Origin of the sequence: Clavibacter sp. VKM Ac-2872 (assembly GCF_015351105.1) — a bacterium.
Lineage (GTDB): Bacteria > Actinomycetota > Actinomycetes > Actinomycetales > Microbacteriaceae > Clavibacter.
Window position 1 is genome coordinate 618,067 of sequence record NZ_JADKRR010000001.1, and the last position, 24,145, is coordinate 642,211.

At 74.0% G+C, this 24,145-nt stretch carries 26 protein-coding genes; 15 read left to right on the forward strand and 11 right to left on the reverse strand.

Annotated elements, in window-relative coordinates:
• Positions 1-245 precede the first annotated feature (245 nt).
• Positions 246-1,859, forward strand: a complete 1,614-nt coding sequence (locus tag ITJ40_RS03065; protein ID WP_194665685.1) for an MFS transporter — start codon at positions 246-248, stop codon at positions 1,857-1,859.
• Between the two features lie 146 nt (positions 1,860-2,005).
• On the opposite strand, the gene ITJ40_RS03070 is transcribed toward ITJ40_RS03065, so the two are convergent.
• On the reverse strand, positions 2,006-3,052 hold the full coding sequence (locus ITJ40_RS03070) for an NAD(P)-dependent alcohol dehydrogenase (RefSeq protein WP_194665686.1): 1,047 nt from the start codon (positions 3,050-3,052) through the stop codon (positions 2,006-2,008).
• Between the two features lie 154 nt (positions 3,053-3,206).
• On the opposite strand from ITJ40_RS03070, the gene ITJ40_RS03075 reads away from it, so the two are divergent.
• Positions 3,207-4,577 (forward strand): carboxylesterase family protein, encoded by a 1,371-nt coding sequence (locus tag ITJ40_RS03075; RefSeq protein WP_194665687.1) that lies wholly within the window; start codon positions 3,207-3,209, stop codon positions 4,575-4,577.
• Positions 4,578-4,605: 28 nt separating this feature from the next.
• On the opposite strand, the gene soxR is transcribed toward ITJ40_RS03075, so the two are convergent.
• On the reverse strand, positions 4,606-5,094 hold the full coding sequence (soxR, locus tag ITJ40_RS03080) for a redox-sensitive transcriptional activator SoxR (protein WP_370531979.1): 489 nt from the start codon (positions 5,092-5,094) through the stop codon (positions 4,606-4,608).
• Between the two features lie 106 nt (positions 5,095-5,200).
• Between soxR and fdxA the strand changes: the two genes are divergently transcribed.
• Both fdxA and ITJ40_RS03090 read left to right on the forward strand, forming a co-directional pair.
• Positions 5,201-5,527, forward strand: a complete 327-nt coding sequence (gene fdxA, locus ITJ40_RS03085; protein ID WP_194665688.1) for a ferredoxin — start codon at positions 5,201-5,203, stop codon at positions 5,525-5,527.
• Positions 5,524-6,018 carry a flavin reductase family protein gene (locus ITJ40_RS03090; RefSeq protein ID WP_194665689.1) on the forward strand — a complete coding sequence of 165 codons (495 nt, stop codon included), beginning with the start codon at positions 5,524-5,526 and terminating at the stop codon, positions 6,016-6,018. The genes fdxA and ITJ40_RS03090 overlap by 4 nt, the downstream gene beginning before the upstream one ends.
• Positions 6,019-6,040: 22 nt before the next feature.
• Here the strand turns inward: ITJ40_RS03090 and ITJ40_RS03095 are convergent, their stop codons facing one another.
• A complete protein-coding gene (locus ITJ40_RS03095) occupies positions 6,041-7,969 on the reverse strand; it encodes a LamG-like jellyroll fold domain-containing protein (RefSeq protein ID WP_194665690.1) in 1,929 nt (642 codons plus the stop codon).
• 111 nt (positions 7,970-8,080) lie between these two features.
• Between ITJ40_RS03095 and ITJ40_RS03100 the strand changes: the two genes are divergently transcribed.
• From ITJ40_RS03100 to ITJ40_RS03115, 4 genes are all read left to right on the forward strand, one after another.
• The gene (locus ITJ40_RS03100) at positions 8,081-8,806 is read left to right on the forward strand and encodes a hypothetical protein (RefSeq protein WP_194665691.1); all 726 of its coding nucleotides are present in this window, start codon (positions 8,081-8,083) and stop codon (positions 8,804-8,806) included.
• Between the two features lie 131 nt (positions 8,807-8,937).
• On the forward strand, positions 8,938-9,207 hold the full coding sequence (locus ITJ40_RS03105) for a hypothetical protein (protein ID WP_370531980.1): 270 nt from the start codon (positions 8,938-8,940) through the stop codon (positions 9,205-9,207).
• A gap of 15 nt (positions 9,208-9,222) precedes the next feature.
• Complete coding sequence (locus ITJ40_RS03110) at positions 9,223-9,843, forward strand: cyanamide hydratase (protein ID WP_370531981.1); 621 nt, start codon at positions 9,223-9,225, stop codon at positions 9,841-9,843.
• Positions 9,840-10,127 (forward strand): hypothetical protein, encoded by a 288-nt coding sequence (locus tag ITJ40_RS03115; protein WP_194665692.1) that lies wholly within the window; start codon positions 9,840-9,842, stop codon positions 10,125-10,127. The genes ITJ40_RS03110 and ITJ40_RS03115 overlap by 4 nt, the downstream gene beginning before the upstream one ends.
• Before the next feature lie 22 nt (positions 10,128-10,149).
• On the opposite strand, the gene ITJ40_RS03120 is transcribed toward ITJ40_RS03115, so the two are convergent.
• From ITJ40_RS03120 to ITJ40_RS16920, 4 genes are all read right to left on the reverse strand, one after another.
• Complete coding sequence (locus ITJ40_RS03120) at positions 10,150-12,255, reverse strand: YhgE/Pip family protein (RefSeq protein ID WP_194665693.1); 2,106 nt, start codon at positions 12,253-12,255, stop codon at positions 10,150-10,152.
• Complete coding sequence (locus ITJ40_RS03125) at positions 12,252-12,917, reverse strand: hypothetical protein (RefSeq protein WP_194665694.1); 666 nt, start codon at positions 12,915-12,917, stop codon at positions 12,252-12,254. The genes ITJ40_RS03120 and ITJ40_RS03125 overlap by 4 nt, the downstream gene beginning before the upstream one ends.
• Entirely contained in the window at positions 12,914-13,609 is a 696-nt protein-coding gene (locus ITJ40_RS03130; RefSeq protein WP_194665695.1) for a TetR/AcrR family transcriptional regulator, read from the reverse strand. Before ITJ40_RS03130 ends, ITJ40_RS03125 begins: the two co-directional genes overlap by 4 nt.
• 81 nt (positions 13,610-13,690) lie before the next feature.
• A complete protein-coding gene (locus ITJ40_RS16920) occupies positions 13,691-14,107 on the reverse strand; it encodes a helix-turn-helix domain-containing protein (protein WP_228511760.1) in 417 nt (138 codons plus the stop codon).
• Positions 14,108-14,201: 94 nt separating this feature from the next.
• Between ITJ40_RS16920 and ITJ40_RS16925 the strand changes: the two genes are divergently transcribed.
• Together ITJ40_RS16925 and ITJ40_RS03140 are read left to right on the forward strand one after the other, a co-directional pair.
• Entirely contained in the window at positions 14,202-14,738 is a 537-nt protein-coding gene (locus ITJ40_RS16925) for a hypothetical protein (protein WP_228511762.1), read from the forward strand.
• A 542-nt stretch (positions 14,739-15,280) separates the two neighbouring features.
• The gene (locus ITJ40_RS03140; protein WP_194665696.1) at positions 15,281-15,484 is read left to right on the forward strand and encodes a hypothetical protein; all 204 of its coding nucleotides are present in this window, start codon (positions 15,281-15,283) and stop codon (positions 15,482-15,484) included.
• On the opposite strand, the gene ITJ40_RS03145 is transcribed toward ITJ40_RS03140, so the two are convergent.
• From ITJ40_RS03145 to ITJ40_RS03155, 3 genes are all read right to left on the reverse strand, one after another.
• Positions 15,477-18,488 carry an AAA family ATPase gene (locus ITJ40_RS03145; RefSeq protein WP_194665697.1) on the reverse strand — a complete coding sequence of 1,004 codons (3,012 nt, stop codon included), beginning with the start codon at positions 18,486-18,488 and terminating at the stop codon, positions 15,477-15,479. The two genes, ITJ40_RS03140 and ITJ40_RS03145, sit on opposite strands and share 8 nt — an antisense overlap.
• Positions 18,488-19,654, reverse strand: a complete 1,167-nt coding sequence (locus ITJ40_RS03150) for an exonuclease SbcCD subunit D C-terminal domain-containing protein (protein ID WP_194665698.1) — start codon at positions 19,652-19,654, stop codon at positions 18,488-18,490. Before ITJ40_RS03150 ends, ITJ40_RS03145 begins: the two co-directional genes overlap by 1 nt.
• Positions 19,655-19,962: 308 nt before the next feature.
• On the reverse strand, positions 19,963-20,595 hold the full coding sequence (locus ITJ40_RS03155) for an SDR family NAD(P)-dependent oxidoreductase (RefSeq protein WP_370531982.1): 633 nt from the start codon (positions 20,593-20,595) through the stop codon (positions 19,963-19,965).
• 156 nt (positions 20,596-20,751) lie between these two features.
• Between ITJ40_RS03155 and ITJ40_RS03160 the strand changes: the two genes are divergently transcribed.
• From ITJ40_RS03160 to ITJ40_RS03175, 5 genes are all read left to right on the forward strand, one after another.
• Positions 20,752-21,228, forward strand: a complete 477-nt coding sequence (locus ITJ40_RS03160; protein WP_194665699.1) for a DUF3151 domain-containing protein — start codon at positions 20,752-20,754, stop codon at positions 21,226-21,228.
• 79 nt (positions 21,229-21,307) lie between these two features.
• Entirely contained in the window at positions 21,308-22,597 is a 1,290-nt protein-coding gene (locus ITJ40_RS03165; protein WP_194665700.1) for an adenylosuccinate synthase, read from the forward strand.
• Between the two features lie 92 nt (positions 22,598-22,689).
• Positions 22,690-22,818, forward strand: coding sequence for a hypothetical protein (locus tag ITJ40_RS17205; RefSeq protein WP_011931910.1), 129 nt, complete (start codon positions 22,690-22,692; stop codon positions 22,816-22,818).
• 83 nt (positions 22,819-22,901) lie between these two features.
• Entirely contained in the window at positions 22,902-23,516 is a 615-nt protein-coding gene (locus ITJ40_RS03170) for a nucleotidyltransferase domain-containing protein (RefSeq protein WP_194665701.1), read from the forward strand.
• Complete coding sequence (locus ITJ40_RS03175) at positions 23,513-23,914, forward strand: hypothetical protein (RefSeq protein WP_194665702.1); 402 nt, start codon at positions 23,513-23,515, stop codon at positions 23,912-23,914. The genes ITJ40_RS03170 and ITJ40_RS03175 overlap by 4 nt, the downstream gene beginning before the upstream one ends.
• A 39-nt stretch (positions 23,915-23,953) precedes the next feature.
• Here ITJ40_RS03175 and ITJ40_RS03180 read toward each other — a convergent pair whose 3' ends face one another.
• A complete protein-coding gene (locus ITJ40_RS03180; RefSeq protein ID WP_194665703.1) occupies positions 23,954-24,091 on the reverse strand; it encodes a hypothetical protein in 138 nt (45 codons plus the stop codon).
• Positions 24,092-24,145: the final 54 nt, after the last annotated feature.

The window sequence follows — 24,145 nt, forward strand, 5'->3', positions numbered from 1 at the left end:
TGCGTGTTCGCGAACGAAGGCTTCCGGACCCGCTTCTCGCGATCCCCGAGGAGCGCGACGAGCGGGAAGCCGGCGAACGGCGCCACTTCTCCCCAGCGGCCATGCTCGAGCCGTCCACCATGGACGAGCCCACCGAGATCATCGACGAGGCGGTGGCGCTCCTCGAAATTCCTCAGATATACCACCGATCCGCGCGGTGGTGAGAGAATCCATCACTCCGCGGGACGTGACCGACACTGCGTAGCATGAGCGTGGTGAAGCCAGATCCGACATCCGCGACGCAATCAAAGCGCCTCGTGCCCACGGCGTTGTTGTTCTCCGCCGGAATCATGGGTGGGCTGGAAGATCTCATCGACTTCTTGCTCCCGCTCTGGGCGGGTATAGCGCTCGAGCTCTCCCCATCCGTTATCGGCATCATTCTGGCTGTGGAACTGGCCGTCGCATTCGCATTGCGTCCGGTGGCGGGCCGCGCAGTCGACCGCGGTGCTGGACCCCTGCTCGCCGCGGGCGGGGCGACCCTCTACGCGGGCGGCATCATGTTGATGACATTCGCGCACGGACTCGATGCCTTCCTGTTTTCCGCCATCTTGCTCGGAGCCGGATCCGCTTTCTTCTGGGTACCGCTGCGAGCGCACGTCGCGACGCAGAGAGAAGCTCACTCGAGCTTCTCGGCACTCACGTCAGCGGAGGGGACCGGTGTCTGGGTGGCCTATGTCCTCGCGCTGTCCCTGCTGCCGGTGCTCGATTACCGAGGAGTGCTCGCGCTGGGGGCAGCAGCGGCCGCAGTCGCTGCCCTGTCCATTCTGAGAGCATCTGGCAGGCGCAGGATCAGGAGCGATTCGTCGACACCCCGGGTGCACGCGTCTGGCGACGCTGGTCCTGACAGCGGTCTCGCTGCGCAGCGCCGGCGCCTCTCCGCCGTGGTGGTGCTCGTGTCGTTCGTCGAAGCGGCGGCGTCGATCTATCTGCTGCTGAGGCTCCAGAACGCTTTCGGGCTGGACATCATGCAGATCGTCTGGGTCTACGTGCCCGGCCTGATCGCCTATTCGATAGCGCCATTCACCGGACAGAGCGTGATTCGCGTGCTCGGGGAACGGACCGTGGTCGTCGTCGCTCTGCTGCTATCCGCAGGCGGAATCCTGCTCCTGACTCTCGACGCTCGTGAGATCGCGCTCGCAGCGGGCTGGGCGATGATGTGCTGGTCATGGGGCTGGCTCAACCCCGTCCAGCAGGCGACGGCCGTGAGAATCTATCCCGGCACGGTCGGACGTGCCGTGGGGCGCTACGAGAGCTGGACATTGATAGGCGGCGCGGCTGGGGCGGTCTGCGGCGGGTTCGCCTTGGACTCGAATTCCCCTGGGTGGGTCGCTGGGGCTGCGGTCACGATCTGCCTGGTGTGCGTCGCGGTCGTTCCCGGCCTCTATTACCGTCGGGTCGGTTCGAAGCACGCGCCGGAGTCGCCGGGCGGCTCGCGAGGAACGGCGGAGGAGAAGATCATGCTCTCCGATCAGCTCGATCGTGACGGCCATCAGGTGACGGCCCCCGACGATGACCCGTCACCCGTCGCCTCACAGGTGTCCACGAAGGACGAGCGGAGGTCCCCGGCCTCCGTCGCGCTCATCCACGCCACCATCTACGGGTTGGTGCAGATCCCGCTGATCGCAGCTGATCTGTCCTGGTATCGCGACATGTTCACTGCCGGCAGATTCGTCTGGGGACGAGAATCCCATGCCGACCTGTTGTCCAACGCCCTCTACACGGGGAACATGGTCTGGGGTGCCTTCGTGTTGTGGGATCTGGCATGGGCGGTGGTCCGCCGCGTCGCGATGGCGCGGGATGGTCGACGGGGGCCGCTGTGAGAGCATCTGCGGTCGCTGCACGCGCTGCACGCGCTGCTCCGCGGGGACGGACGCTGTGGCGCCCGGGCGGCCGGGCGACCGCGCTTCGACGCGGAAGGGCCCCGCGGATCCGATGATCCGCGGGGCCCTTCGACGTGATCCGCCGCTTACGCGAACGTCTTCGCGTCGATGACGAAGCGGTACCGCACGTCCGACTTGAGGACGCGCTCGTAGGCCTCGTTGATCTGCTCGGCCGAGATGAGCTCGGTCTCGGGCACGATGCCGTGCTCGGCGCAGAAGTCGAGCATCTCCTGCGTCTCGGCGATGCCGCCGATCATGGAACCGGCCCAGCTGCGGCGGGCGGGGATGAGCGCGAACGCGGGGATCTCGAGCGGCTCCGACGGGGCGCCGACGTTGACGAGCGTGCCGTCGATCGCGAGCAGGCCGATGTACTTCGACATGTCGAGCTTCGCGGAGACCGTGTTGATGATCAGGTCGAACGAGCTGGCGAGCTCCGTGAAGGTGCTGTCGTCGCTGGTCGCGAAGTAGCGGTCGGCGCCGAGACGCAGGCCGTCCTCCTTCTTGGAGAGCGTCTGCGAGAGCACGGTGACCTCGGCGCCCATCGCGTGCGCGATCTTCACGGCCATGTGGCCGAGGCCGCCCATGCCGACGACCGCGACGCGCGTGCCGGGGCCGGCGTTCCAGTGGCGCAGCGGCGAGTAGGTGGTGATGCCGGCGCAGAGCAGCGGCGCGACCTTCTCGACGTCGAGGGACTCGGGGACGCGGAGCACGAAGTCCTCGTCGACGACGACGGCCTCGGAGTAGCCGCCCTGCGTGATGGTGCCATCGGCCGGGTCGGTGCCGCCGTAGGTCTGGATGTTGCCCTTCAGGCAGTACTGCTCCTGGCCGGCCGTGCACTGCTCGCACTCCTTGCAGGAGTTGACCATGCAGCCGACGCCGACGAGGTCGCCGACCTTGTGCTTGGTGACGTCTGCGCCGACCTCGGTGACGCGGCCGACGATCTCGTGGCCGACGACCTGCGGGTACTGGATGGGGCCCCACTCGCCGCGGACGGTGTGGATGTCGGAGTGGCAGACGCCCGAGTAGGCGATGTCGATGGAGACGTCCTTCGGGCCGACGTCGCGGCGCTCGATGGTGGTCTTGACGATGGGGTCGGTGGCGGACGGGGCCGCGTAGGCGTTGACGGTGCGCATGGGTTCTCCTTGTGCTGTCCGGTGGGGGAGGGGAGGGATCGGGTCGATCCGGCCGCGCCCTCTTCGGATGCGGTACCCCTCGACGCTACGCCTGCGGGGGCGGTTCGCCGAAACGGGCGCCGGCGCCCGCGCTGCCGCCGGATAGCGTGGCAGGATGCCCGCACCCGACCTCACCGCCCCGACGCGCACGCGATCCGGCGAGGTGCAGGGGCTCCGCGACGGCGACGTGATCCGCTACCTGGGGATCCCCTACGCGACGGCCGGCCGGGGCGCGCCGCCCGTGCCCGCGGTGCCGCCTACCGGATCCGACGGGTCGCCCGTGGTGCGGGCGGCCGTGCACCCCGCGCCCGCGTGCCCGCAGCCGTCGTCGCGGATCCTCGACACCCTCATGCAGGGCGCCCTCGACGGCGTCGCCCGCTCGGAGGACTGCCAGCGGCTCTCGATCACGCTGCCCGCCGACCAGGCGCCCGGCGAGATGCTGCCCGTGATCGTGTGGTTCCACGGCGGCGGCTACACGACGGGCGCGGGTGACCTCGCCATCCACGATCCACGCGCGCTCGTGGTGGAGCAGCGCGTGATCGTCGTGGCCGTGACCGCGCGGCTCGGGTACCTCGGGTTCGGCGGCGGCGGTCCTGATGGGCCGCCCGCGAACCTCGGCCTCCTCGACCAGCTGGAGGCGCTGCGCTGGGTCCGCGACTCGATCGCCGCGTTCGGCGGCGACCCGGACTCCGTCACCGCGATGGGCCAGTCCGCCGGCGGCGACGCGATCCTGCACCTCATGATCAGCGACGGCGCCCGCGGCCTCTTCCGGCGGGCGATCGTGCAGAGCCCGCCGGTGGGGATCACGGGCGGGCGCGAGCGCATGTTCCGGGCTATGGCGCGCGTGACGCGGTCGCTCCCGGCCGACGCGCCGCTCGAGGCCGTCCTGCGTCGGCAGGCCCGGGCCGAGCGCGCGTCGTGGGCCTCGGGGATCCGCGCGGGCCTGCCCTGGGGTCCGCGCTACGGCCACGCGCCGCTGCCCGCCGAGGCCGACCGGGACGCCGCCTGGCGGGCCGCCGCTCCCGAGGTCGACCTCCTCATCGGCACCACGCGCGACGAGACCGCGATGTACCTGCCCGCGCTGCCGGTGATCGCGCCGCTGCTGCGCGTACCCCTGCTCGGCCGGGCGCTGCGGGCGATCCTGATGCGCGCGGTCGTGGGGCCCACCACTCGTCGCGTCTACACGCGGCCCGTCCGGGCGTTCGCAGCCCGGCACCGGGCCGCGGGCGGCCGGGCCGTGCGCTACGTCCTCCGCGCCGCGCCGGCGTCGAGCCCCATCGGCGCGGGGCACACGTCCGACGTGCCGCTGATCCTCGGCACGCGCGCGGCGTGGACCCGGATGCGCCTGGTCCCGCCTGCGGCGTGGCCCGAGGTCGCCGCGCGCGGCCGCGCCGTGCGGCAGGTGTGGGCCGACTTCGCGCGCACGGGCGAGGTCGCGGCGGATGCGGACGCGCGCGCCTGCGGGATGCGGTTCGACCGCGGCTGAGCGTGTCGTCGCCCGTCGCCGAGGGGCGTCAGTCGAGCTGCACCCGCCGCGGCCCCGCACCGCGGTCGCCCAGCGCGTCGTCCGGGTTGAGGAGGCCGCACGCCTTCATCGACAGGCACCCGCAGCCGATGCAGCCCGTCAGCTCGCGCTCCAGGCGCTCGATGCTGCGGCGCCGCTCCTCGAGCAGGCGCTTCCAGCGGCGCGACGCGCGCTGCCAGTCGGCGTGGCTCGGCGGGCGGTCGAGCGGCACGTCGTCGAAGGTGGACTGCACGTCGGCGAGCGGGATCCCGAGGCGCTTGGCCACCGTGATCAGCGACACGCGTCGCAGCATGTGCCGCGCGTACCGCCGCTGGTTGCCCGCGGTGCGCTCGGCGGCGATGAGGCCGAGGTCCTCGTAGAAGCGGAGGGCGGAGGCGGCGACGCCCGTGCGCCGGGTCATCTCGCCGACCGTGAGCAGCTCGCCGGGCGCGTGCCGGGGCGTCGCCGCGACGGCCGCCGGCTCCTGCGCATCCGCCACGACGTCCCCTCCCGATTGACCTCAAGCGTACGTGAGGTTCTAACGTGGACACCATGCGCATGACCCGCCCCGCCGTCACGACGGCCCCCACCCGTGGAGACGCCCTGTGACCTACGTGATCGCCCTGCCGTGCGTCGACGTGAAGGACCGCGCCTGCATCGACGAGTGCCCGGTCGATTGCATCTACGAGGGCGAGCGGTCGCTCTACATCCACCCGGACGAGTGCGTCGACTGCGGCGCCTGCGAGCCCGTCTGCCCCGTCGAGGCCATCTACTACGAGGACGACCTGCCCGAGAAGTGGTCCGACTACTACACCGCCAACGTCGAGTTCTTCGCGGAGATGGGATCGCCCGGCGGCGCCGTCAAGGTCGGCGCCGTCGCGTACGACCACCCGGTGGTCGCGGCCATCCCGCGCGAGGGCGCGACGGCGTGAGCGCCGATCCCGATCTCTTCAAGGCCGCGTTCCGCGGTCACCCGGCCGGCGTCGCGCTCATCACCGCGCGCACCGCGGAGGGGCCGTCCGGCCTCACCGCGTCGAGCGTCGCGTCCCTGTCGGTGGATCCGCCCGCGCTCTCGTTCTCGGTGACGCGCGCCACGGGATCGGCCGGCGCGATCCTCTCCGCCGACAGCTACGTCGTGCACCTGCTCGCGGGGCAGCACGCCGCCCTCGCCCGCGCCTTCGCCGTCTCCGGGTCGCCGCGCTTCACCGAGGAGCAGGGCTTCCAGGAGCTGCCGACGGGCGAGCCGCTGCTCGCCGACGCGCGCGCCGCCCTCCGCTGCCGCACCCTGCAGACCGTGCCGGTGGGCGGATCCGTTCTGGTCGTCGCCGAGGTCCTCGACGTGATCCTGGGCGAGGCCGCCCCGCCGCTCGTCTACCGCGACCGCCGCTTCCACCTGCTCGAGGACGACCACCCGGAGCTCTGAGGGCGGGCCGCCGCCGGGGGCGTCACGCGTTCATGAACTCCGACGGCTTGAGCGCCCGCTCCACGATGCGCACGTCGCCGATGGACGCCGGCAGCACGTGGTCGAGCTTCCCCGCGTAGAGGTTCGCGCCGAGCAGCCACGAGGTCGCGGGGGACGCCGCCGACAGGCCGCGGTTCGAGGTGGAGGGGTTCCGCACCACCGGGCAGCCGTCGACGTACATCGTCGTGTGCTGGCCGTCGTTCACGACCGCCACGTGCCACCACGTCGCGGCCGGCAGCTCGTGCGACCAGTTCGTGAGGGATCCCTGCTGCGTCGTCGGGTAGACGCACCACTGGATCTCGCGGCTGCCCGAGACGCTGAGGGTCGCGGCGGGCTCGTCCGGGTCGCCCGCGTCGCCGGGGGTCTTGCCCGCGTCCTTGGCTGATGCGGCGCGGGAGAGGATCGCGCTGAAGCCGTCCGCGTCGCCGTCGAAGTCGGCCGGGATGCGGACGAACGCCTCGACCGTGTAGCCCTGGCGGAAGGTCGCGGCGTCGAGCGGGGCGCCGTCGACGGTCCGGAGGTAGTCGCCGCTCTTCTTGCCGCCCGTGAGGGTGAGGCTGCCGAAGCCGGGCTGGTCGTCGTGGTGCGCGGAGGCGAAGCGCAGGGATCCGGGTGCCGCTCCCGCGCGGTTCGCGACCACGAGGTCGTTGCCGCGACCCGAGGCGTCCGCGATGCGCGCGGTGGTGCCGAGCGCGGATCCGTCCGCGTGCCCGTCGAAGCGCCAGTACGCGACGGTGCCGGGCACGAGCATCTGCGCGGCCGACCGGGCGGCGCGCACGGGAACGGGCGCGAACCCGGCGAACCGCTGCTCGAAGTCGACGGACACGGTGAACCGGTCGACGTCGCCGGAGAGGGCCGCCTCCTCGTCCGCGAGCTCGTTGCCCGTGCCGAGCCCGCCGCCGAGGAGGAAGGGCGACAGGGTCTCGACGTCGATCGCGTTCCGCTCGAGGTCCACGCGGTACAGCCGGATCATCGCGGCGCCGCCGTAGTAGCGGTCCTGGTAGTTCACGAGGTGCAGGTCCACGTCGTGGCCCGCGCGATTCTGCTTGGTGGTGCGGCCGGGCTTCCAGTAGTGGCCGTTCAGCGTGAGGAAGATCTGGTCGTGCTGGGAGATGAAGGAGTCCCAGAGGCCCTGGCCGTAGTCGTCGAGCACGGCGGACCCGTCGGGCTTCGAGTCGACGATGTCGTGCGCCGTGAGGATCACCGGCAGGGTCGGGTGCGCCGCCAGCACGCCGCGCGCCCACTCCACGCCGCGCGCGCTCGTGCGCCAGTCGAGCGCGAGGACGAGCCAGTCGCGGCCGCCCGCCGTGAAGGTGTGGAACGAGTTGTAGCCGTCGGGGCTGGATCCGCGGTAGCTCGGCGACTTCGTGAAGCGCTTCGGCCCGAACGCGTCGAGGTAGGGCGTGCGGCCGCGCTGGTCGTCGGTGGAGGAGTCGACGTCGTGGTTGCCGGCGAGCACGCTCCACGCGGCGCCCGCCTTGTCGAGCAGCGTGAACTGCGCGCTGGCCGCCTGGATCTCCTTCTCGGCGCCGTTCTGCGTCACGTCGCCGAGGTGCGCGAGGAAGACGATGTTGTGCCGGTCGCGCTCGGCCAGCACGTAGCGGAGCGACGCCTCGAGCGGCTCCGGGTGGATCGACGCGCCGTCGAAGAGGTACTGCGTGTCGGGGAGCACGGCGATCGTGAAGCGGGGCGACGCGGTGTCGGGCTTCCAGCGGGCGCCGGATCCCTGCTGCGCGGCGGGCGTCTTCACCGCGCTGGCGCCGAGCGCGTCGTCGGATGCGGTCTCCGCCACGGCGGGGAGGGCGCCGCCGAGGCCGGCCACGCCCAGCGCGCCGGCCGCGCCGGTCGTGATGAGGAAGCCGCGTCGGGAGAGGGCGGAGGAGGAGGGAGACGTCGTCGGGTCCTGGGTCACGGGGGACGACGGTAGAGCCGGCCGCTGAATGCCATGCGACGCAGCGGTGGACGGGCGGCGGCGGGGGCGCGAGGCGTTGCCGGGACGGGCCGCGGGCGACAGGCTGGGGCGATGCAGTCCCACGACGCCGACCCCATGGACCTCCCGACTCCGCCGACCGCGGACTCCATCACGGCCGAGTTCGGGGTCGCGCTGTTCACCTTCGCGTCGCAGCCGACGGTGGAGGAGGCGGGCGCCGGGTACCAGGGCCACAGCGCGGACGGGGGGCCTGTGCACCTCGAGAACGCGGGCGTCGGCTTCACGGTCTGGAGGAACCCGGACGACCACGACGATCCCGTGAACCTCGCCGACATCGACGCGGAGACGCGCGCGATGCTCGACGCGCCACCCGTCCGTCCGCTCCCCGCGTGGATCGAGGAGGCCCGCCAGCGGCTGCGGTACCCGCTGCTCGCGGAGGCGGTCCGCACGACGCCGGCCGTCCAGCACGACGGCGACCCGTTCGCGCCCACGGTCGAGCGCGCGCTCGTCGAGCACGCGGAGCACATCCTCATCAACTCCTTCCGCGCCGAGCGCACCGACGGCCGCATGCCGACCGTGCTCCGGGACGCGCCGACTCCGGCCGACCTGGCGCCCGCGGAGGTCGAGATCGACGGGGCGCGCGTCGACGGCCTCCGGCTGGACCGCGACGCGCACGTCGTGGCGGTGGGCGCGCAGGTCGGCGACCGGATCCTCACGGCGGTCATCCCGCGGGCCGAGCTCGCGTACGTGCGGCTCGCGTTCGTGACGCGGCCGACGCCCTCCTCGCCCGGGCGGGTCAGCCGACCGGGGGTCGCATGAGGTCCCACGCGGCGCCGGACGGGCCCTCGACGATCGCGACGGTGCCGTACGGCTCGTGGCGCGGCTCCTCGCGGAACACGACGCCGTGCGCGAGCATCCGCGCGTGCCGGGAGAGCCCCTACGGTGGGACCGTGATCCGACCCTCCCGCCTGCGCCTCCTGCTCGTCGTGGCGACGCTCGCCGTGGTGGCGGGCGCCGTCACCCTCGGCGTCGGGCTGATGCAGCCCGCCGCCACCGGCTGGTTCGCGTACGCACCGCTGTCCGGCGAGTCGTTCGTCCCGTCGGGGGTGCACCTCGTCTCGACGGCGGCCATCGTCTCCGCCGGCGTGATCGCCCTCGGCGTCGTCGGCCTCGCGCTCTGGTGGGGGATCCGGATCGGCCGCGGCCGCGACGACGCCTGACCGGAGATGCGCCGCGTGCCACAGTTGTCCATGCGCATCGCCGACTTCCCCGTGCCCGACACGGCCGCCGCCCGCGGGGCCCTCGAGCTGGCCACGAGCTACCAGTCGCCGGCGATGACGGCCCACGCGCTCCGCTCGTGGCTCTGGGCCGAGGCGTTCGCGGTGGTCGAGCAGCTCGCGGACGTGGACCACGAGATCCTCTACGTCTCGGCGGTGCTGTACGACATCGGCACGGTCGAGGAGTTCGACAACCACACGATCTCGTACGAGCACGCGGGCGGGCACGTGAGCGTCGCGCTCACGGCCGGCGCCGGCTGGCCCGCCGCCCGCCGGCAGCGCGTCCTCGACGCGATCGTGCGGCACAACTGGCCCTCGGTGGATCCGGGGCTCGACGTCGAGGGGCACCTCCTGGAGGTCGCCACCGGCCTCGACATCTCCGGCGCGCGGGCCGACGCGCTGCCGGAGGGGTACCTGCGGGAGGTGCTGGCGGCGCATCCCCGCGGCGACCTGGCCGCCGAGTTCGGCGCCTGCGTCGTCGACCAGGCGGAGCGGAAGCCGACGACGGCCGCCCGGCGCCTCGTCGACGGCGGCGTGATCGCGAAGCTCGCGGCGAATCCGCTCGAGGCGCTCCGATGAGCCGCACCGGGATGCGCGCGCTGCTGGCCGTGGCGGTGCTCGCGATCGTGGGCGGGACGGTCGCGCTCGTCGTCGCGCTGGCGCAGCCGGTCGTCGTCACGTCGTTCGCGTTCGTGGGCTCCGGGAACCCGTTCCGCGGATCCGGCGTGCACCTCCTCACGACCGCGACGATGGTCGGCGCCGCGCTGCTGGTCGTCGGCCTCGCGGGCCTGGCGCTCGCGTACGGCATCGCGCGGGGCGGGCGATCCCGGCGCGACGGCCGCCGCCCCCGCGCCGACCGCTGAGGGCGGCCGGCGCGCGCCGGGATCAGCCGATCAGCGACGGCCTGAGGTCCCGCAGCGTGCGGTGCGACGTGATGCGGATCGCCCCGGCCAGCGCCACCGCGAGCCCCGCGACCAGCCACAGCGCGAGCACGCCGGCGTCCTGGGCGGCCTGCCCGAGGTCGCCGCCGTACATGAGCTGCCGCAGCGCATCCACCGCGAAGCTCATCGGCAGCACGTGGTGCAGCGCGGCGAGCGGGCCGGGCAGGGTCTGCCAGGGGAACGTGCCGCCCGCGGTGACGAGCTGCACGACCATGAGCACGAGGCCGAGGAACTGGCCGACGCTGCCGAGCAGCACGTTGAGCGCGAGGATGATCGCCGCGAAGGTGACGGAGGCGAGCACCATCGTCCCGTACATGGCGAGCGGGTGGGCGATGTGGAAGCCGAGCGCCCCGGCGACGATCGCGTAGAGGCCGGCCATCTGCACGATGCCGAGGAGCGCGGGCGTGAGCCAGCCGGCGAGCGTGATCCTCAGCGGCGCCTTCCGGGCCGTGATCGCGCGGCGGGACAGCGGCTTCACGATGAGGAACAGGGCATAGATCCCGATCCACGCGGCGAGGCTGATGAAGAACGGCGCGAGCCCGGCGCCGTACTCGCCGGCCTCGGTCACGGCATCCTGGCGGAGCGCGACGGGATCGCCGATGGTGTCGGCCTGCGCGTCCCGCTGCGCCTCGGTGGACGCGGGGATCTGGTCGAGGCCCGAGTCGAGGCCGTCGCGCAGCTTCGTCGTGCCGTCCTGGAGGGTGCCGAGGCCGGTCGCGAGCGAGGTCGCGCCGTCGGACGCGGAGTGCGCGCCGGTCGCGAGGGTCGCGCTGCCGTCGGCGGCCTGCGCGATGCCGTCGGCGAGGGCGGGGGAGGCCTTGGCGAGCGCATCCGCGCCCGTCGCGACCTGCGCGCTGCCGGACGCGAGCGTGCCGGCGCCCTGGGCGAGGGTGGCGGATCCGGTCTGCAGCTTCGCGGCCCCGGCGGCCACCTGCGCGCTGACCTGGGCGACCTGCTCGCTGCCGGTCGCGAGCTGCTGCAGCTGCGTGTTGAGGCCGTCCGTCTTCGTCGTGGAATCGGTGATGTCCGTGCCGAGCACGTCGAGCTTCGCGAGCGCGGCGTCGATGTCGGCCTTCGGGATGCCGGCGTCCTCCATGCGCTTCTGGATCGCCGCGCGGATCGTCGGCACCTGACCGGCGAGCTTGTCGGCGCCCGCGGTGGCGGCGGATCCGAGCGCGGCGATCTGCTTGTTGCCGTCGGCCACCTTCCGCGCGCCCGCCGCGGTCTGCTGCGCCCCTGGCGTGAGCGCTGCGGCACCGGTCGAGAGATCCGTCGCGCCGGAGGAGAGCGTCGCCGCGCCGGACGCGACCTGGTCGGCGCCCGTCGCGAGCTGCCTCGTCTGCGCCGGCAGCTGCGCCGTGCCCGAGCGGAGCTGGCCGAGCCCGGAGGAGAGCGTGTCGGCGCCGGTCGCGAGCTTCCCGTTCCCGTCGGCCAGCGCATCGGCGCCGGAGCGCGCGGACGCGGTCCCGTCGACGAGCTGCTGCGCGCCGGATGCCGCGTCGCCGAGGCTGGAGCGCACGTCCGCGAGGCCGAGCAGGAGCTTGCCCGCGGCCTCGGTGCCGACGCGCGAGGCGACCGACTTCGTGATCCGTGCACCGGCCTGCTGCGCGATGGTCGTGGCGAGGTAGCTGTTGGCGTCGTCGGTGGCCATGACCACCCGGGCCTGCTGCGGATCCGTGCCCGATGCCGACGAGAGCGCGGCGGAGAAGCCGGACGGGATGGTGAGCGTGAAGTCGTACGTGCCGTCCTCGAGGCCGGTGCGCGCCTCGGCGGAGGAGACCTCGTGCCAGTCGAAGGAGGCGTCGTCGAGCACGTCCTTCGCGACGTCGGTGCCGTAGTCGACCGGCTTGCCGTCGACCGTGGCGCCCTGGTCGGCCACGACGAGCGCGGCGGGGACCTTGTCGAGGCTGCTGTACGGATCCTGGTTCGCCCAGAGGTACAGGCCGCCGTAGAGCACGGGCACCAGCACGAGCGCGACGAGCGCGATCTTGGACATGGTGGTGGCGGTGAGGCGCGTCAGCTCGGCGCGCACCAGGGGGATCAGTCTCATCGGGTCTGCGTTCCGTCGATCGAGGGGGTGGGTTCGGGGGTGGCGATCGCGTCGTCGGCGGGGAGCGCGGCGATGGCCTCCGCGGCGGCCTCGTTCGTGACGACGAGCACGCCGGTGCCGGAGCGCGCGAGGTCGCGGAGGACGCGCATCCAGTCGGCCACCACGCCGCCGTGCCGCTCGGGCGAGGTGACGACGACGGCCTCGACGCCGTCGCGGGAGGCGGCGAGCGTGGTGAGGAGGCGGATCCGGGCGACCGCGGGCAACGCCGAGAACGGCGCGCGCGCGAGGTCGGCGAGGCCCTGATCGTCGAGGATCACGCCGACCTCGTGCCGGCCGGAGCGGTGCCCGGCGAGGGCGAGCTCCTCGGCGACGACCGCGCGGAGCGTGACGTCGTCGGCGGGCTCGTTGATCCGCGGGGTGTCGACGAGCGCGACCCGCTCGGCGACGCGCAGGGCGACGCCGGCGGAGTCGTCGCCGTCGAGGGCGATGGATCCGCCGTCGATGCGCATGCGGCCGGAGGCGACGAGGGAGAGGACGGTGGGGCGCAGCTCGGTCTCGGCGATCGCGACCACGGGATCCGGGCCGCCGTAGGAGAGCGAGATGGCGGGCAGGGCGGGCGCGGGGCCGTCGCCGACGCGCGCGTCGGTCAGGGTGACGATCACGACGCGGCCTCCGTGCGGGCCGCGGCGGACGGTGCGACGGCGGGCGTGGCGGCCGCGTGGGGCGTGCACTCGCGGAGCTCGGGGGTGGTGGCCATGAGCTCGCCCGACGCGCGCCAGTCGAGGCCGCAGAGGGCGAGCGAGGTGAGGATCACGAGCGAATGGCCCTCCGCGCGGCCGATGTCGCTGCGGGTCGCCTCGTCGAGCACCGCGAGCGCGCCGCCCTCGATCAGGCGCGCGAGCGTCTGCGCCGGCATGTCGCCGCGCAGCTCGCCGGCCGCGATGCCGCGCGCGACGACGCGCAGCAGCTCGGCCCGCAGCGGCGCGAGCTCGGCGCCGACCTCGCGCGCGAGCGGTCCGCGCACCGCGACACGCGCCATCACGCGCACCTGCTCGACCTCGGCCCAGAGCCGCGCGCCGATGAGGGCGACGTGGATCCGGCTGTCGTCGTGCGTGATCCCCGCCAGCGCGTCGACCACGCGGCGGGCGCCCCGCTGGAGCACCTCGCGCACGAGGTCGTCGCGCGTGGCGAAGTGCCCGTACACGGCGCGTCGGCTGAGGCCGGCGGCGGCGGCGATGGTCTCGAGGGAGGCGTCCGGGTCGCGGTCGAGCGCGACCACGGCCGCGTCGACGAGGGCTTGGCGGTTCGTCGCGGCGTCCTTGCGGGGCGCGCGCGCGGAGGCGAGGGAGGTCATGCGACCAGGGTAGTGATCCTGCACACGCGTGTGCAACTTAGTGCGGCGAGCTCCCAGCTCGCAGACCCCCGGCCGCCCGGATCAGCTCCGCAGGGTCTCGCTCGGCAGCTCGCCGAAGACGCTCGCGTACGACGCGGCGAACCGGCCGAGGTGCGCGAAGCCCCACTCCTCGGCGACGCTGCGGACGGTCGTGGTGGTGGGCGTCGCGTCCAGGAGCTGCGCGCGCACCCGGCGGAGGCGGATCCCGCGCAGGTACTCGGTGGGCGTCTGGCCGTGGTGGCGGCGGAGGGCGAGCTGGAGCACGCGCGTCGAGATGCCGGCGGCGGCGGCGGCCTCCGCGGGCGTGATCGGCAGGTGCGCGTTGTGGTGCAGGTACTCCACGGCCACGCGGATGTGGGCCATGCGCGGCGCGCGCAGCTCGGCGGGCATCTCCACGTCGTCCCACGGGAAGAGGCGGAGCGTGGCGCGCGCGAGCGACAGGTCGGCCTCGAGGCGCATGAGGGGGGGAGGCGTCGGGATCCGTGATGATCGGGGCCGCGGCCGCGACCGCCTGCCGCCAGACGGCGGCCGTCTCGGCGCTGGGCACGCTGCGGTGCTCGAACAGCAGCGGACGCGCCGGGCCGTGGTGGAACTCGGTCGCGGTCTGCTCGAGGAAGCCGGCGTCGAGGTGGACGCAGTTCTGCCGGGTCGAGCTCGCCTGGTACTGGAACGGGCGGCCGGTAGGGAGGAGGAACGGGAGCTGGCCGCGGGAGGTGACGGCGCGGGATCCGCGGTCGACCGTGATCTGCCCCTCGAGGAACCAGGTGACCACGTGCTCCGGGAGCTGGCCGCTCTCGGCCCACTGCGTTCCGGCGATGCGCGAGGTGCGGAGGGTGACGCGCTCGCTGCCGAGGATCGCGTAGCGGTAGGAGAAGGTCTTCGTGCGGCGGTCGGGGGCGAAGCGGATCCCCTCGAGGATCGACCCGAAGCTCGTGGTGGCCTCGTCGATGTCGGCGCCGGCCATGACGGCGCGGAGGAACGGCTCGGTCGACGCGGCGGCGGGAGCGGGGGCGGTGGCGGTGTCGGCGGGCGCTGCGACGGCGGCCGTCGCGGCGGGCTCGGCGGTCGTCGCGACGGCTGCGGCGGCTGAGTCGTCGGCAGCGCGGGCGTCGGCGGCCATGCCCATCACGGCCGCGCCGGCTCCGGCGACGAGCGACAGGGATCCGGTGCCCAGCGACCCGGTGTCGGACGCGGCCGTCGGCGACGCGGCGAGCGCCGCATCGGGACCCGCCGTGTCGGCGTGGGGCGTGCGCGGGCGGTGCGAGGGATCCCTCGTTCCGATGGGGGGCATCGTGGTGGTCATGGTTCCTGCGGTCTCTGGGCGTCGATCGTCTCCGCCCTCCCGCTCATCATGCATCGTGCACTCGCGGTCGGGCGCCTCCGGGGTCCGGGACGGTGATGGTCATTCGGCGCGGCCCCGTCAGGGAGCGGGTCGTCGCTCCGCGGATATCCGCTGAGCGAACGCGCGTCCCCCGACCGGTTGCGACGCCACCGCACGTCGCCTCCCCGCGCGCGCCCCGGCGACGCCCCGGCGGCACCCCGCGCACGCACCGGATCCGCACGGCTGCGCCGCCTAGGCTCGGGGATCGCGGTCGTCTTCCCCACCGCTCCCGCACCCCCGAGAGGCGCCGCATGACGAGCGACCGGTCCCTGGCCTTCATCCTGCTGCGCTCGTGCCTCGTGATGGTCGCGCTCGGCGTCGTCACCGTGCAGACCGGGGGCGGCCTCGGCGTCGTGGGCGTCATCGCGTTCGTCCTCGCGGCGGGCCTCGGCGGCGGGGCGACCTTCTACTGGCGGCGGCACCTCGCGTCGAAGCGGCGCGACCCCTTCAGCTGACGGTCGACGTGAGGGTCGACGACCCGTCCGCCCGGCGCCGCACCTCGATCCGGTCGGCCACCCGCTGCTTGAGCTCCTCGACGTGGCTGACGATGCCGACGGTGCGGCCGTCGGAGGACAGCCGCCCGAGCTCCGACATGACGGCGTCGAGCGTCTCCGGATCCAGCGTGCCGAACCCCTCGTCGACGAAGAGCGTGCCGAGCTGGAGCCCGCCCGCCTCCGCCTGCACGACGTCGGCGAGGCCGAGCGCGAGGGCGAGCGACGCGTAGAACGTCTCGCCGCCGGAGAAGCTCGCGGGCTCGCGCACGCGGTCGACGACGTGGTCGCGGATCTGCAGCGCGAGCCCCGTCTTCCGCGATCGGCTCGTCGCCTCCCGCTCCTCGCTCACCTCCAGCTCGTAGCGGCCGCTGGACATGATCCGCAGGCGCGCGTTGGCGGCCCGCACGACGTCCTCGAAGCGGCGCAGCAGCACGTAGGTGCCGAGGGTCGTGCCGCGCGTGTTCTCGGGGGTGGTGGCGTTCGCGACCTCGGCCATGCGGATCGCGGCCCGCGCCTGGTCGCCCGCGCGTGCGCTCTCGCGGCGGGCGGCGTCGTGCCGGGCGAGCGCCCGGGCGCTGCGGTCGGCGCGGTCGCGCGCGCGGGCGGCGCGCTCGGCGCTGGCGCGGGCCGCGGCCTGGGCGGCGTCGAGGGCGGCGCGGGCGGCATCCGGATCCGGGCGCTCGGCGCCCGTGAGCGACGCGACCTCGGGATCCGCGAGCCCCTCCGCGACGACCGCCTGCTCCCGCTCGTGCGCGGCGACCCGCCGGGCGGCCGCCTCGAGCTCGGCCGGCGGGAGGGCGGCGGCGCGCGCCTCCTCCTCGGTCGCGAACGACCGGTCCGCGAGCGCCTGGGCGAGCTCGGCGGCGCGGGCGGCGGCGTCGGCGGACACGCGCTCGCGGGCCGCGGCGAGGGCGATGAGGCGGTCGACGAGGGCGCGCTCGGCGGCGCGGTCGACGACGAGGGCGGCGACGCGGGGGGCGGCGGCGGTGTCGGCGTCGTCGGTCGCGTGCCCGTCCGCGTCCCGCTCCGCGAGCACCGTGCGCACGGCCGCCTCGTCCTCCGTCAGGAGCTCGCGCGCGCGGATCACGCGCTCGAGCAGCCCAGAGAGGGCGGCGCGGGCATCATCGCGGCGGGCGCGGATCCGCTCGGTCTCCGCGTCGTGCGCGACGACCGCGGCTTCCGCGGCCCGGAGCGCGCCGCCCGCCGCCTCGGCCTCCGCGAGACGCGCGGCGCGGGCGGCGACCTCGGCGTCGGCGGTCTCCGCCGTGATCCCGTCGAGCGCCGCCCGCGCGACCTCGTGCCGCGCGGTCTCCGCCGAGAGCGCCGCCACCGCATCACCCTGCGCTCGCTCAGCCCGGGCGCGCGCCTCGGCCGCCCGCTCGATCTCGTCGTCGTCCGGATGCCCGGGGGCGCTCGGCGCAGGATGCGGGTGGTCGGTCGCGCCGCACACCGGGCACGGCGTGCCGTCCGCCAGCTCCCGGGCCAGCTCACCGGCGAGCCCGCGGATCTTCCGCTGCCGCAGCTCCGCCTCGTGTCGCACGGCGGACACCGCGGCGGCCGAACGGGCGTCGAGGGCGTCCCGGGCCGCGCGGATCCGCGCCGCCAGCTCCTCGAGCTCCGTCACGCGCTGCCGGGTCGCCTCCGCGTCCGCGACCGCGGCGCGCGCCGCATCGACCCCGCCGGCCGCGGAGGCCGCGGCGTCCCGGGCCTCGACCAGCGGGATCCGCCCGGCCGGCCGTTCCGCGAGCGCCGCCTCCGCCGCGGCGGCCTCGGCCTCGCGCTCCGCGACCGCGTCCACGGCGGCCCGCACGTCGGCGCGGCGTCGGGGCAGCGCGCGCTCGCGCGCCTCCGCGTCGGCCAGGGTGGTCAGCTCGGCGACGAGCGCGTCGCGCCGCTCGGCCAGCGCCGGGGCGGTCGCGCTCGCGAGGGCGGGCCGCTCCGCCCGGCACGCCGCGCGGGCGTCGTCGTCGGCGACCTCTGCCGCGGTCCTCGCCGCATCCGCCCGGTCGCGCGCGGCCAGCTGGCCCGCGACCGCCGCCGCCCGCCGCGCCTCCTCCGCGCGTCGCGCCAGGCCCGCGATCTCCTCGGCCTCCGCGCGCACGGCCTCCTCGCGCGCGATGAGCGCACGCCGCCGGTCGAGCGCGCGCGCCACCCGCTCCGCGTCGGCGAGCGCGGTCCCCGCGCCCTGTCGCGCTCGCTCCTCATCCGCCCGCGCCGTCTCCGCGGAGTCGGCCAGCTCGGCGAGCAGCCGCACGGTGTCGGGGGCGTCGGCGATCTCCAGCGCATCCACCCGCGTCGCCTCGCGCAGCCCGGTGAGCGCCTCGGCGACCCTCGCGTCGGCGGCATCGGTGCGCGCCTTCGCGGCCGTGCGCATCTCGGCGAGCTGCTTCGCCGTCTGGTCGTAGACGGCCGTGCCGAACAGCGACTGCAGCACGAGCCGCCGCTGCTCGCCCGTCGAGCGCAGGAACTCGGCGAACTCGCCCTGCGGCAGCACGACCGTCTGTACGAACTGCGCGCGCGTGAGGCCCACGATCCGCGCGACCTCCGTGCCGACCTCCTGCGTGCTGGTGCCGATCACCTCGCCCGCCTCGGCATCGGGCGACGAGAGCCGCACGAGCGTGGCCGTCGCGTTCTGGTTCGTGGTGCCCGTGCCGCGCGCCTTCGGGCGCTGGTGCTGCGGGCTGCGGCGCACGCGGTGGATCCCCGCGGCCGTCTCGAAGACCAGCTCCACGTACGGCTCCACGCCGGGCGCCGCGTGGTGGCTGTGCAGGCGGTCGCGGCTCGACCCGTCGCTCGCGAGCGACCCGTAGAGCGCGAACACGACGGCGTCGATGAGCGTCGACTTGCCGGATCCGGTGGGCCCCTCGAGCAGGAACAGCCCCGATCGGCCGAGCTCCGCGAGGTCGATGACGTGCTCGCCGGCGAACGGCCCGATCGCCTGGAGGGTGAGGCGGTGCAGGTCCATCAGGCGCTCCGGTCCGCGGAGAGGGCGTGCTCGTAGGCCTGGCGGAGCACGAGCGCCTCGGCCTCGGTGGGCGGCGCGCCGGTCGCGTACTCGACGAAGTCGGCGGCGACCTCGAGCGGATCCGTCGTCGCGTCGACCACGCGCGACCGCACGCCCTCCACGCGCCCCGCGGGCTCGTGCAGCACGACGAGCGCGTGCGGCAGCACCTCCCGCACGCGCGCCACCAGGTGCGGCGGGTGCACGGGATCCGTCACGTGCACGCGCAGCCACGCGTCCGCGAGGTCGGCGTGCCGCCCGTCGAGGATCTCCGCGAGCGTCCCCGTCACCTCCGCCAGCCGCCGCGGCACGGGCGCGTCGATCAGCTCGACCGTCGTGGATCCGTCGGCCGCCAGCTCCACGAGCGCGCTCGACTTCCGCTGCATGCGCTCCCCGAACGAGAACGCCAGAGGCGAGCCGGAGTAGCGGATGACGGGCCGCGCCGATCCCGCCGCCCGCACCTCCTGCGCCCCGTGCAGGTGCCCGAGCGCGACGTAGTCCGCGCCGGAGAACACCGACGCCGGCACTTGGTCGAACCCGCCCACGCGGATGTCCCGCTCGCTCTCGCTGGGCGCGGCGCCCGTCACGAAGGCGTGCGCGATCACGACGACGCGGGCATCGGGTCGCTCGGCGGCGTCGGCGCGCACCCGGTCCATCGCGGCGCCCAGCACGGCCTCGTGCGAGCGCGGCAGGGGAGGGGCGCCGGCCGGGGCGAGCGTCACGCGCACGGCATCCGGATCCAGGTACGGCACCCCGTAGAACGCCACCGGCCCGTCCGCGTCCTCGAGCACCACGGGCACGTCGAGCGCATCGACCGACGCGAGGATCCGCAGACCGTCGCGCAGCAGCGCCGCCGCGAACCCGAGCCGCGCCGCCGAGTCGTGGTTGCCGGGCGTGACGATGACGGTCGCGAGTGCGCTCAGCCGCGCGAGCGCGTCCCCGAGCAGCCGCACGCTGGGCACGCCGGGCACCGCGCGGTCGTACACGTCGCCCGCGACGAGCACGACGTCGACCTGCCGCTCCTCCACGAGCGTGACGAGGTGGTCGAGGAACGCGGCGTGATGCGCGTGCAGGTCCTCGCCGTGGAGGGTGCGCCCGAGGTGCCAGTCGCTCGTGTGGAGGATGCGCACGCGGGTCCTTCCGTGGGGCTGCCGGCGGTGCCCGTCACGCTACCGGAGGGCGCCGACACGGCCGGGCCGGTCGGCGCCCCCGCGCATCCCGCTCCCGAGGATCACCCCTCGTCGGAGGAGGGCTCCTTCTTCCCGTGCGCCGCGACCGACACGTCCTCCCACTCGCGCCACGTCGCGAGCCGCTGCGCGTAGTCCTTCTCCGCGATGGCGAGCGGGCCGTCGCCGAGGAAGATCCGCAGCGGCGGCTCCTCCGCGTCGACGATCGCGAGGATCGCGTCGCGCGTCGCCGTCGGGTCGCCCGGCGTCGTCTACTTGTAGCCCTCGGCCCGGCGCTCGCGCATGCCGTCGTAGGCCGCGATCGGCTGGCTCCGCTTGGCAGACGCACCCGACCAGTCCGTGCTGTAGCCGGCGGGCTCGACGAGCGTCACGTGGATCCCGAACTCCGCCACCTCGAGCGCCAGCGACTGGCTGAGGCCCTCGAGCGCCCACTTCGACGCGTGGTAGATGCCGGTGTTGGTGAACGCGCTGATGCCGCCGATGCTCGAGACCTGCACGATGTGCCCGGATCCCTGCTCGCGCATGATCGCGACGGCGGCCTGCGTGATCCACAGCGCGCCGAACACGTTGGTCTCGAACTGGCCGCGCGCCTCGTCCTCGGTGATCTCCTCGATCGCGCCGAACTGGCCGAAGCCCGCGTTGTTGACGACGACGTCGAGCGTGCCGAAGCGCTCCGCCGCCTGCTGCACCGCGGCGATGCCGGCGTCGCGGTCGGTGACGTCGAGACGGATGGGGAGCACGGCGTCGCCGTGCCGCTCGACGAGCGCGTCGAGCGTGGAGGTGTCGCGGGCCGTCGCGGCGACGCGGTCGCCGCGCTCGAGCGCCGCCTCCGCCCACTCGCGGCCGAAGCCCTTCGATGCGCCGGTGATGAACCAGGTGGTCATGGGGATGTCCTCTCGTCGGTCCCCCCCAGCCAACGCCCGCGGCCAGGACCGCATGCCCCGATCGCGCCGATCCCTCCGCAGGCGTCGCCCGGCGGACAGGACCGATCGGATCCGGCCGCCCTCGGGACGCGGAGGACCGCCTTGGTAGGATCGAGTGTGACTGGAGAGAACCTGCTTGGCGTGCCCGAGACGCGCCTGGCCGACGAGCCCGAGGTCGCCGCCCGCATCCAGAATGCCGACGGCGATCACGACACCCTCGGCGCCATCGCCGCCGACCACCCGCAGTCGTCGCTCGTCTGGGCGCTGCTCGCGGATTCCGCGTACGTCCAGGGCGACCGCATCGCCTCCTACGCGTTCGCCCGGGTCGGCTACCACCGCGGCCTCGACTCCCTGCGCAAGTCCGGCTGGAAGGGCCAGGGCCCCGTGCCGTGGAGCCACGAGCCGAACCGCGGCGTGCTCCGCTCCCTCTACGCGCTGCGTCGCGCGGCCGCCGCCATCGGCGAGGAGGACGAGGTCTCGCGCCTCAGCGCCTTCCTCCGCGACGCGGATCCCACGGCCGCCGGCCACATCGAGGCGATGACCGCCGGGGCGCTCCCGCCCACGGAGGCCATCGTCATCCGCGGCGAGGACTGATCCACCGCCCTCGCACCACCCGCACCACCGCACGACACCCGATCCACCCCGACCGACCCGCCCCGACGAGGAGTGAGCCATGCCCGCAGTAGTGATCATCGGAGCCCAGTGGGGTGACGAGGGCAAGGGACGCGCGACCGACCTCCTCGGCAGCCGCGTCGACTACGTCGTGAAGTTCAACGGCGGCAACAACGCCGGCCACACCGTCGTCGTCGGCGACGAGAAGTACGCGCTGCACCTGCTGCCGTCGGGCATCCTCACGCCGGGCGTCGTGCCCGTCATCGGCAACGGCGTCGTCGTCGACATCGAGGTGCTGTTCCACGAGCTCGACGCGCTCGCCGCCCGCGGCGTCGACGTCTCCAAGCTCCGCGTGAGCGCCAACGCGCACGTCATCACGCACTACCACCGCACCATCGACAAGGTCACGGAGCGCTTCCTCGGCAAGCGCCAGATCGGCACCACGGGCCGCGGCATCGGGCCCACGTACGCGGACAAGATCAACCGCGTCGGCATCCGGATCCAGGACCTCTTCGACGAGAACATCCTGCGCCAGAAGGTGGAGGCGGCCCTCGACGCCAAGAACCACATGCTCGTCAAGATCTACAACCGCCGGGCCATCTCGGCCGAGGAGATCGTCGAGAGCCTCCTCTCCTACGTGGAGCGCCTGCGCCCCATGGTGGGTGACGCGTCGCTCGAGCTGAACGCCGCGCTGGATGCGGGCAAGACCGTCCTGTTCGAGGCCGGCCAGGCCACCATGCTCGACATCGACCACGGCACGTACCCGTTCGTCACCTCGTCGAGCGCCACGTCCGGCGGCGCGGCCACGGGCTCCGGCGTCGCGCCGAACCGTCTCGAGCGGATCATCGCGGTTGTCAAGGCGTACACGACCCGCGTCGGCGCGGGCCCCTTCCCCACGGAGCTGCACGACGAGTCGGGCGAGTACCTGCGCGCCAAGGGCTTCGAGTTCGGCACCACCACCGGCCGTCCGCGCCGCTGCGGCTGGTACGACGCGCCCATCGCGCGCTACACGGCGCGCATCAACGGCGTCACCGACTTCGTGCTCACCAAGCTCGACGTGCTCTCGGGCCTCGCGACCATCCCGGTGTGCGTCGCCTACGACGTCGACGGCGTGCGCCACGACGAGGTGCCCGTCTCGCAGTCCGACTTCCACCACGCGACCCCCATCTACGAGGAGTACGCGGGCTGGCAGGAGGACATCACCGGCTGCCGTCGCTTCGAGGACCTGCCGAAGAACGCGCAGGACTACGTCACGGCCATCGAGCGCATGAGCGGCGCCCGCATCTCCGCCATCGGCGTGGGCCCGGAGCGCGAGCAGGTCGTCGTGCTGCACGACCTCCTCGAGGCCTGACCCTGATCCACGACGGCTGGGCCGACGACACCCGCCTCGGCACGGACGCCGCCGACCTCGCGCGCTTCCTCAGCCGGGCCGACGCCCGCACGATGAACCGCGAGCGCCTGCAGGCGGATCTGGACATGGGCCAGGAGCAGTACGTGGCGGCGTGGCGCGAGCTGCATCGCTTCGGGTACGTGTCGTCGGCGGAGCTCAGGCGGCTCGTCGTCGAGCGGTAGCGCGGGTCCGGACCTGCGGAACGCGCCCGACTCGATCCACCGCCGTCGACCAGGATAGTTGGCGACCGACTACGATCCTGGGCATGCAGCTGCAGCATCCGTTCCGAACGATCACCCCGACGATCGACGGGGACGTCCTCCGCGTGCTCGCGCGGTCGGACTCCTGGTTCACGGTCGCGCGGATCCGCGGCCTCGCCGGGACGGGGTCGCCCGAAGGCGTGCGCCGCGTCCTGCGCCGGCTCGCGGAGCAGGGCGTCGTCGACACGCAGCCGGCCGGCAAGGCCGTGCTGCACCGGCTGAATCGCGACCACCTCGCGGCTCCGGCGATCCTCGAGCTCGCGCGTCTCGATCGGGAGCTCCATGACCGCATCCGGGCCTCCCTGGCGGCCTTCCGCGTCGCACCCCGGTACGCCGTGCTCTTCGGATCGGGCGCGCGGCTCTCCATGGGCGTCGACAGCGACCTGGACCTGCTGCTCGTGCGCGATCAGCCCGTCTCCGACGAGTGGTCGGATGACGTCTCGGAGATCACCCGCCGGATCCATCGATGGACGGGGAACGATCCGCGGATCATCGACTACGGTCGCGACGACATCCGAGGGGCAGCTGGGACGGAGCCGCTCCTGAGGTCGATCGCCGACGAGGGGATCGTGTTGACGGGAAGCGCGGCGCGGTTCCGCACGGAGATCGGAGGGGCATGACACCGGCTCGCGAAGCAGGGCGCACCGAGGCGGACGGTCGATTCCGCAAGGCGAGGCAGTTCGCGGATGCCGCGGAGCTCTTCGCGGACGCGGCCTTCGACGACGCCGACGAGTTCGGCGACGCCTACGTCACCCTCGCGGTGCACTCCGGCATCGCCTCCGGGGACGTCATCTCGATCGTCGTCAGCGGGGAGTACTCGCCGACGGGCAACCACCAGGAGTCGGTGGCGATGCTCCGCAGGGCGGACCCGGACGCGGCCAAGAACCTCGAGCGGCTGCTCGCGATGAAGACCAAGGCCGGCTACGCGCACCGCCCCGTCTCCGCCGAGGACGTGGCCCGGGCACGACGCGCGCATGAGGCGCTGCTGGAGATCGCGTCGGCGGTGGTGGCCGGATAGTCGCTCACGGCTCACGGCTCACGGCTCACGGCTCACGGCTCACGGCTCACGGCTTCCGCTGCTCGTTCCCTGCTCGTCCGTCCGCAGGGCCGCGACCGCCTTCCGCAGCGCGGAGGGCGTCGCCTCGCGGTCGGTGTCGTTGAGGTCGCCGAGCATCCGCAGGTCCCCCGTGCGCACGGCCGTGCTCGCCTTCGCCGGCTGCCGGCTGCCGGCGGCCCGTCGCTGTGAGGC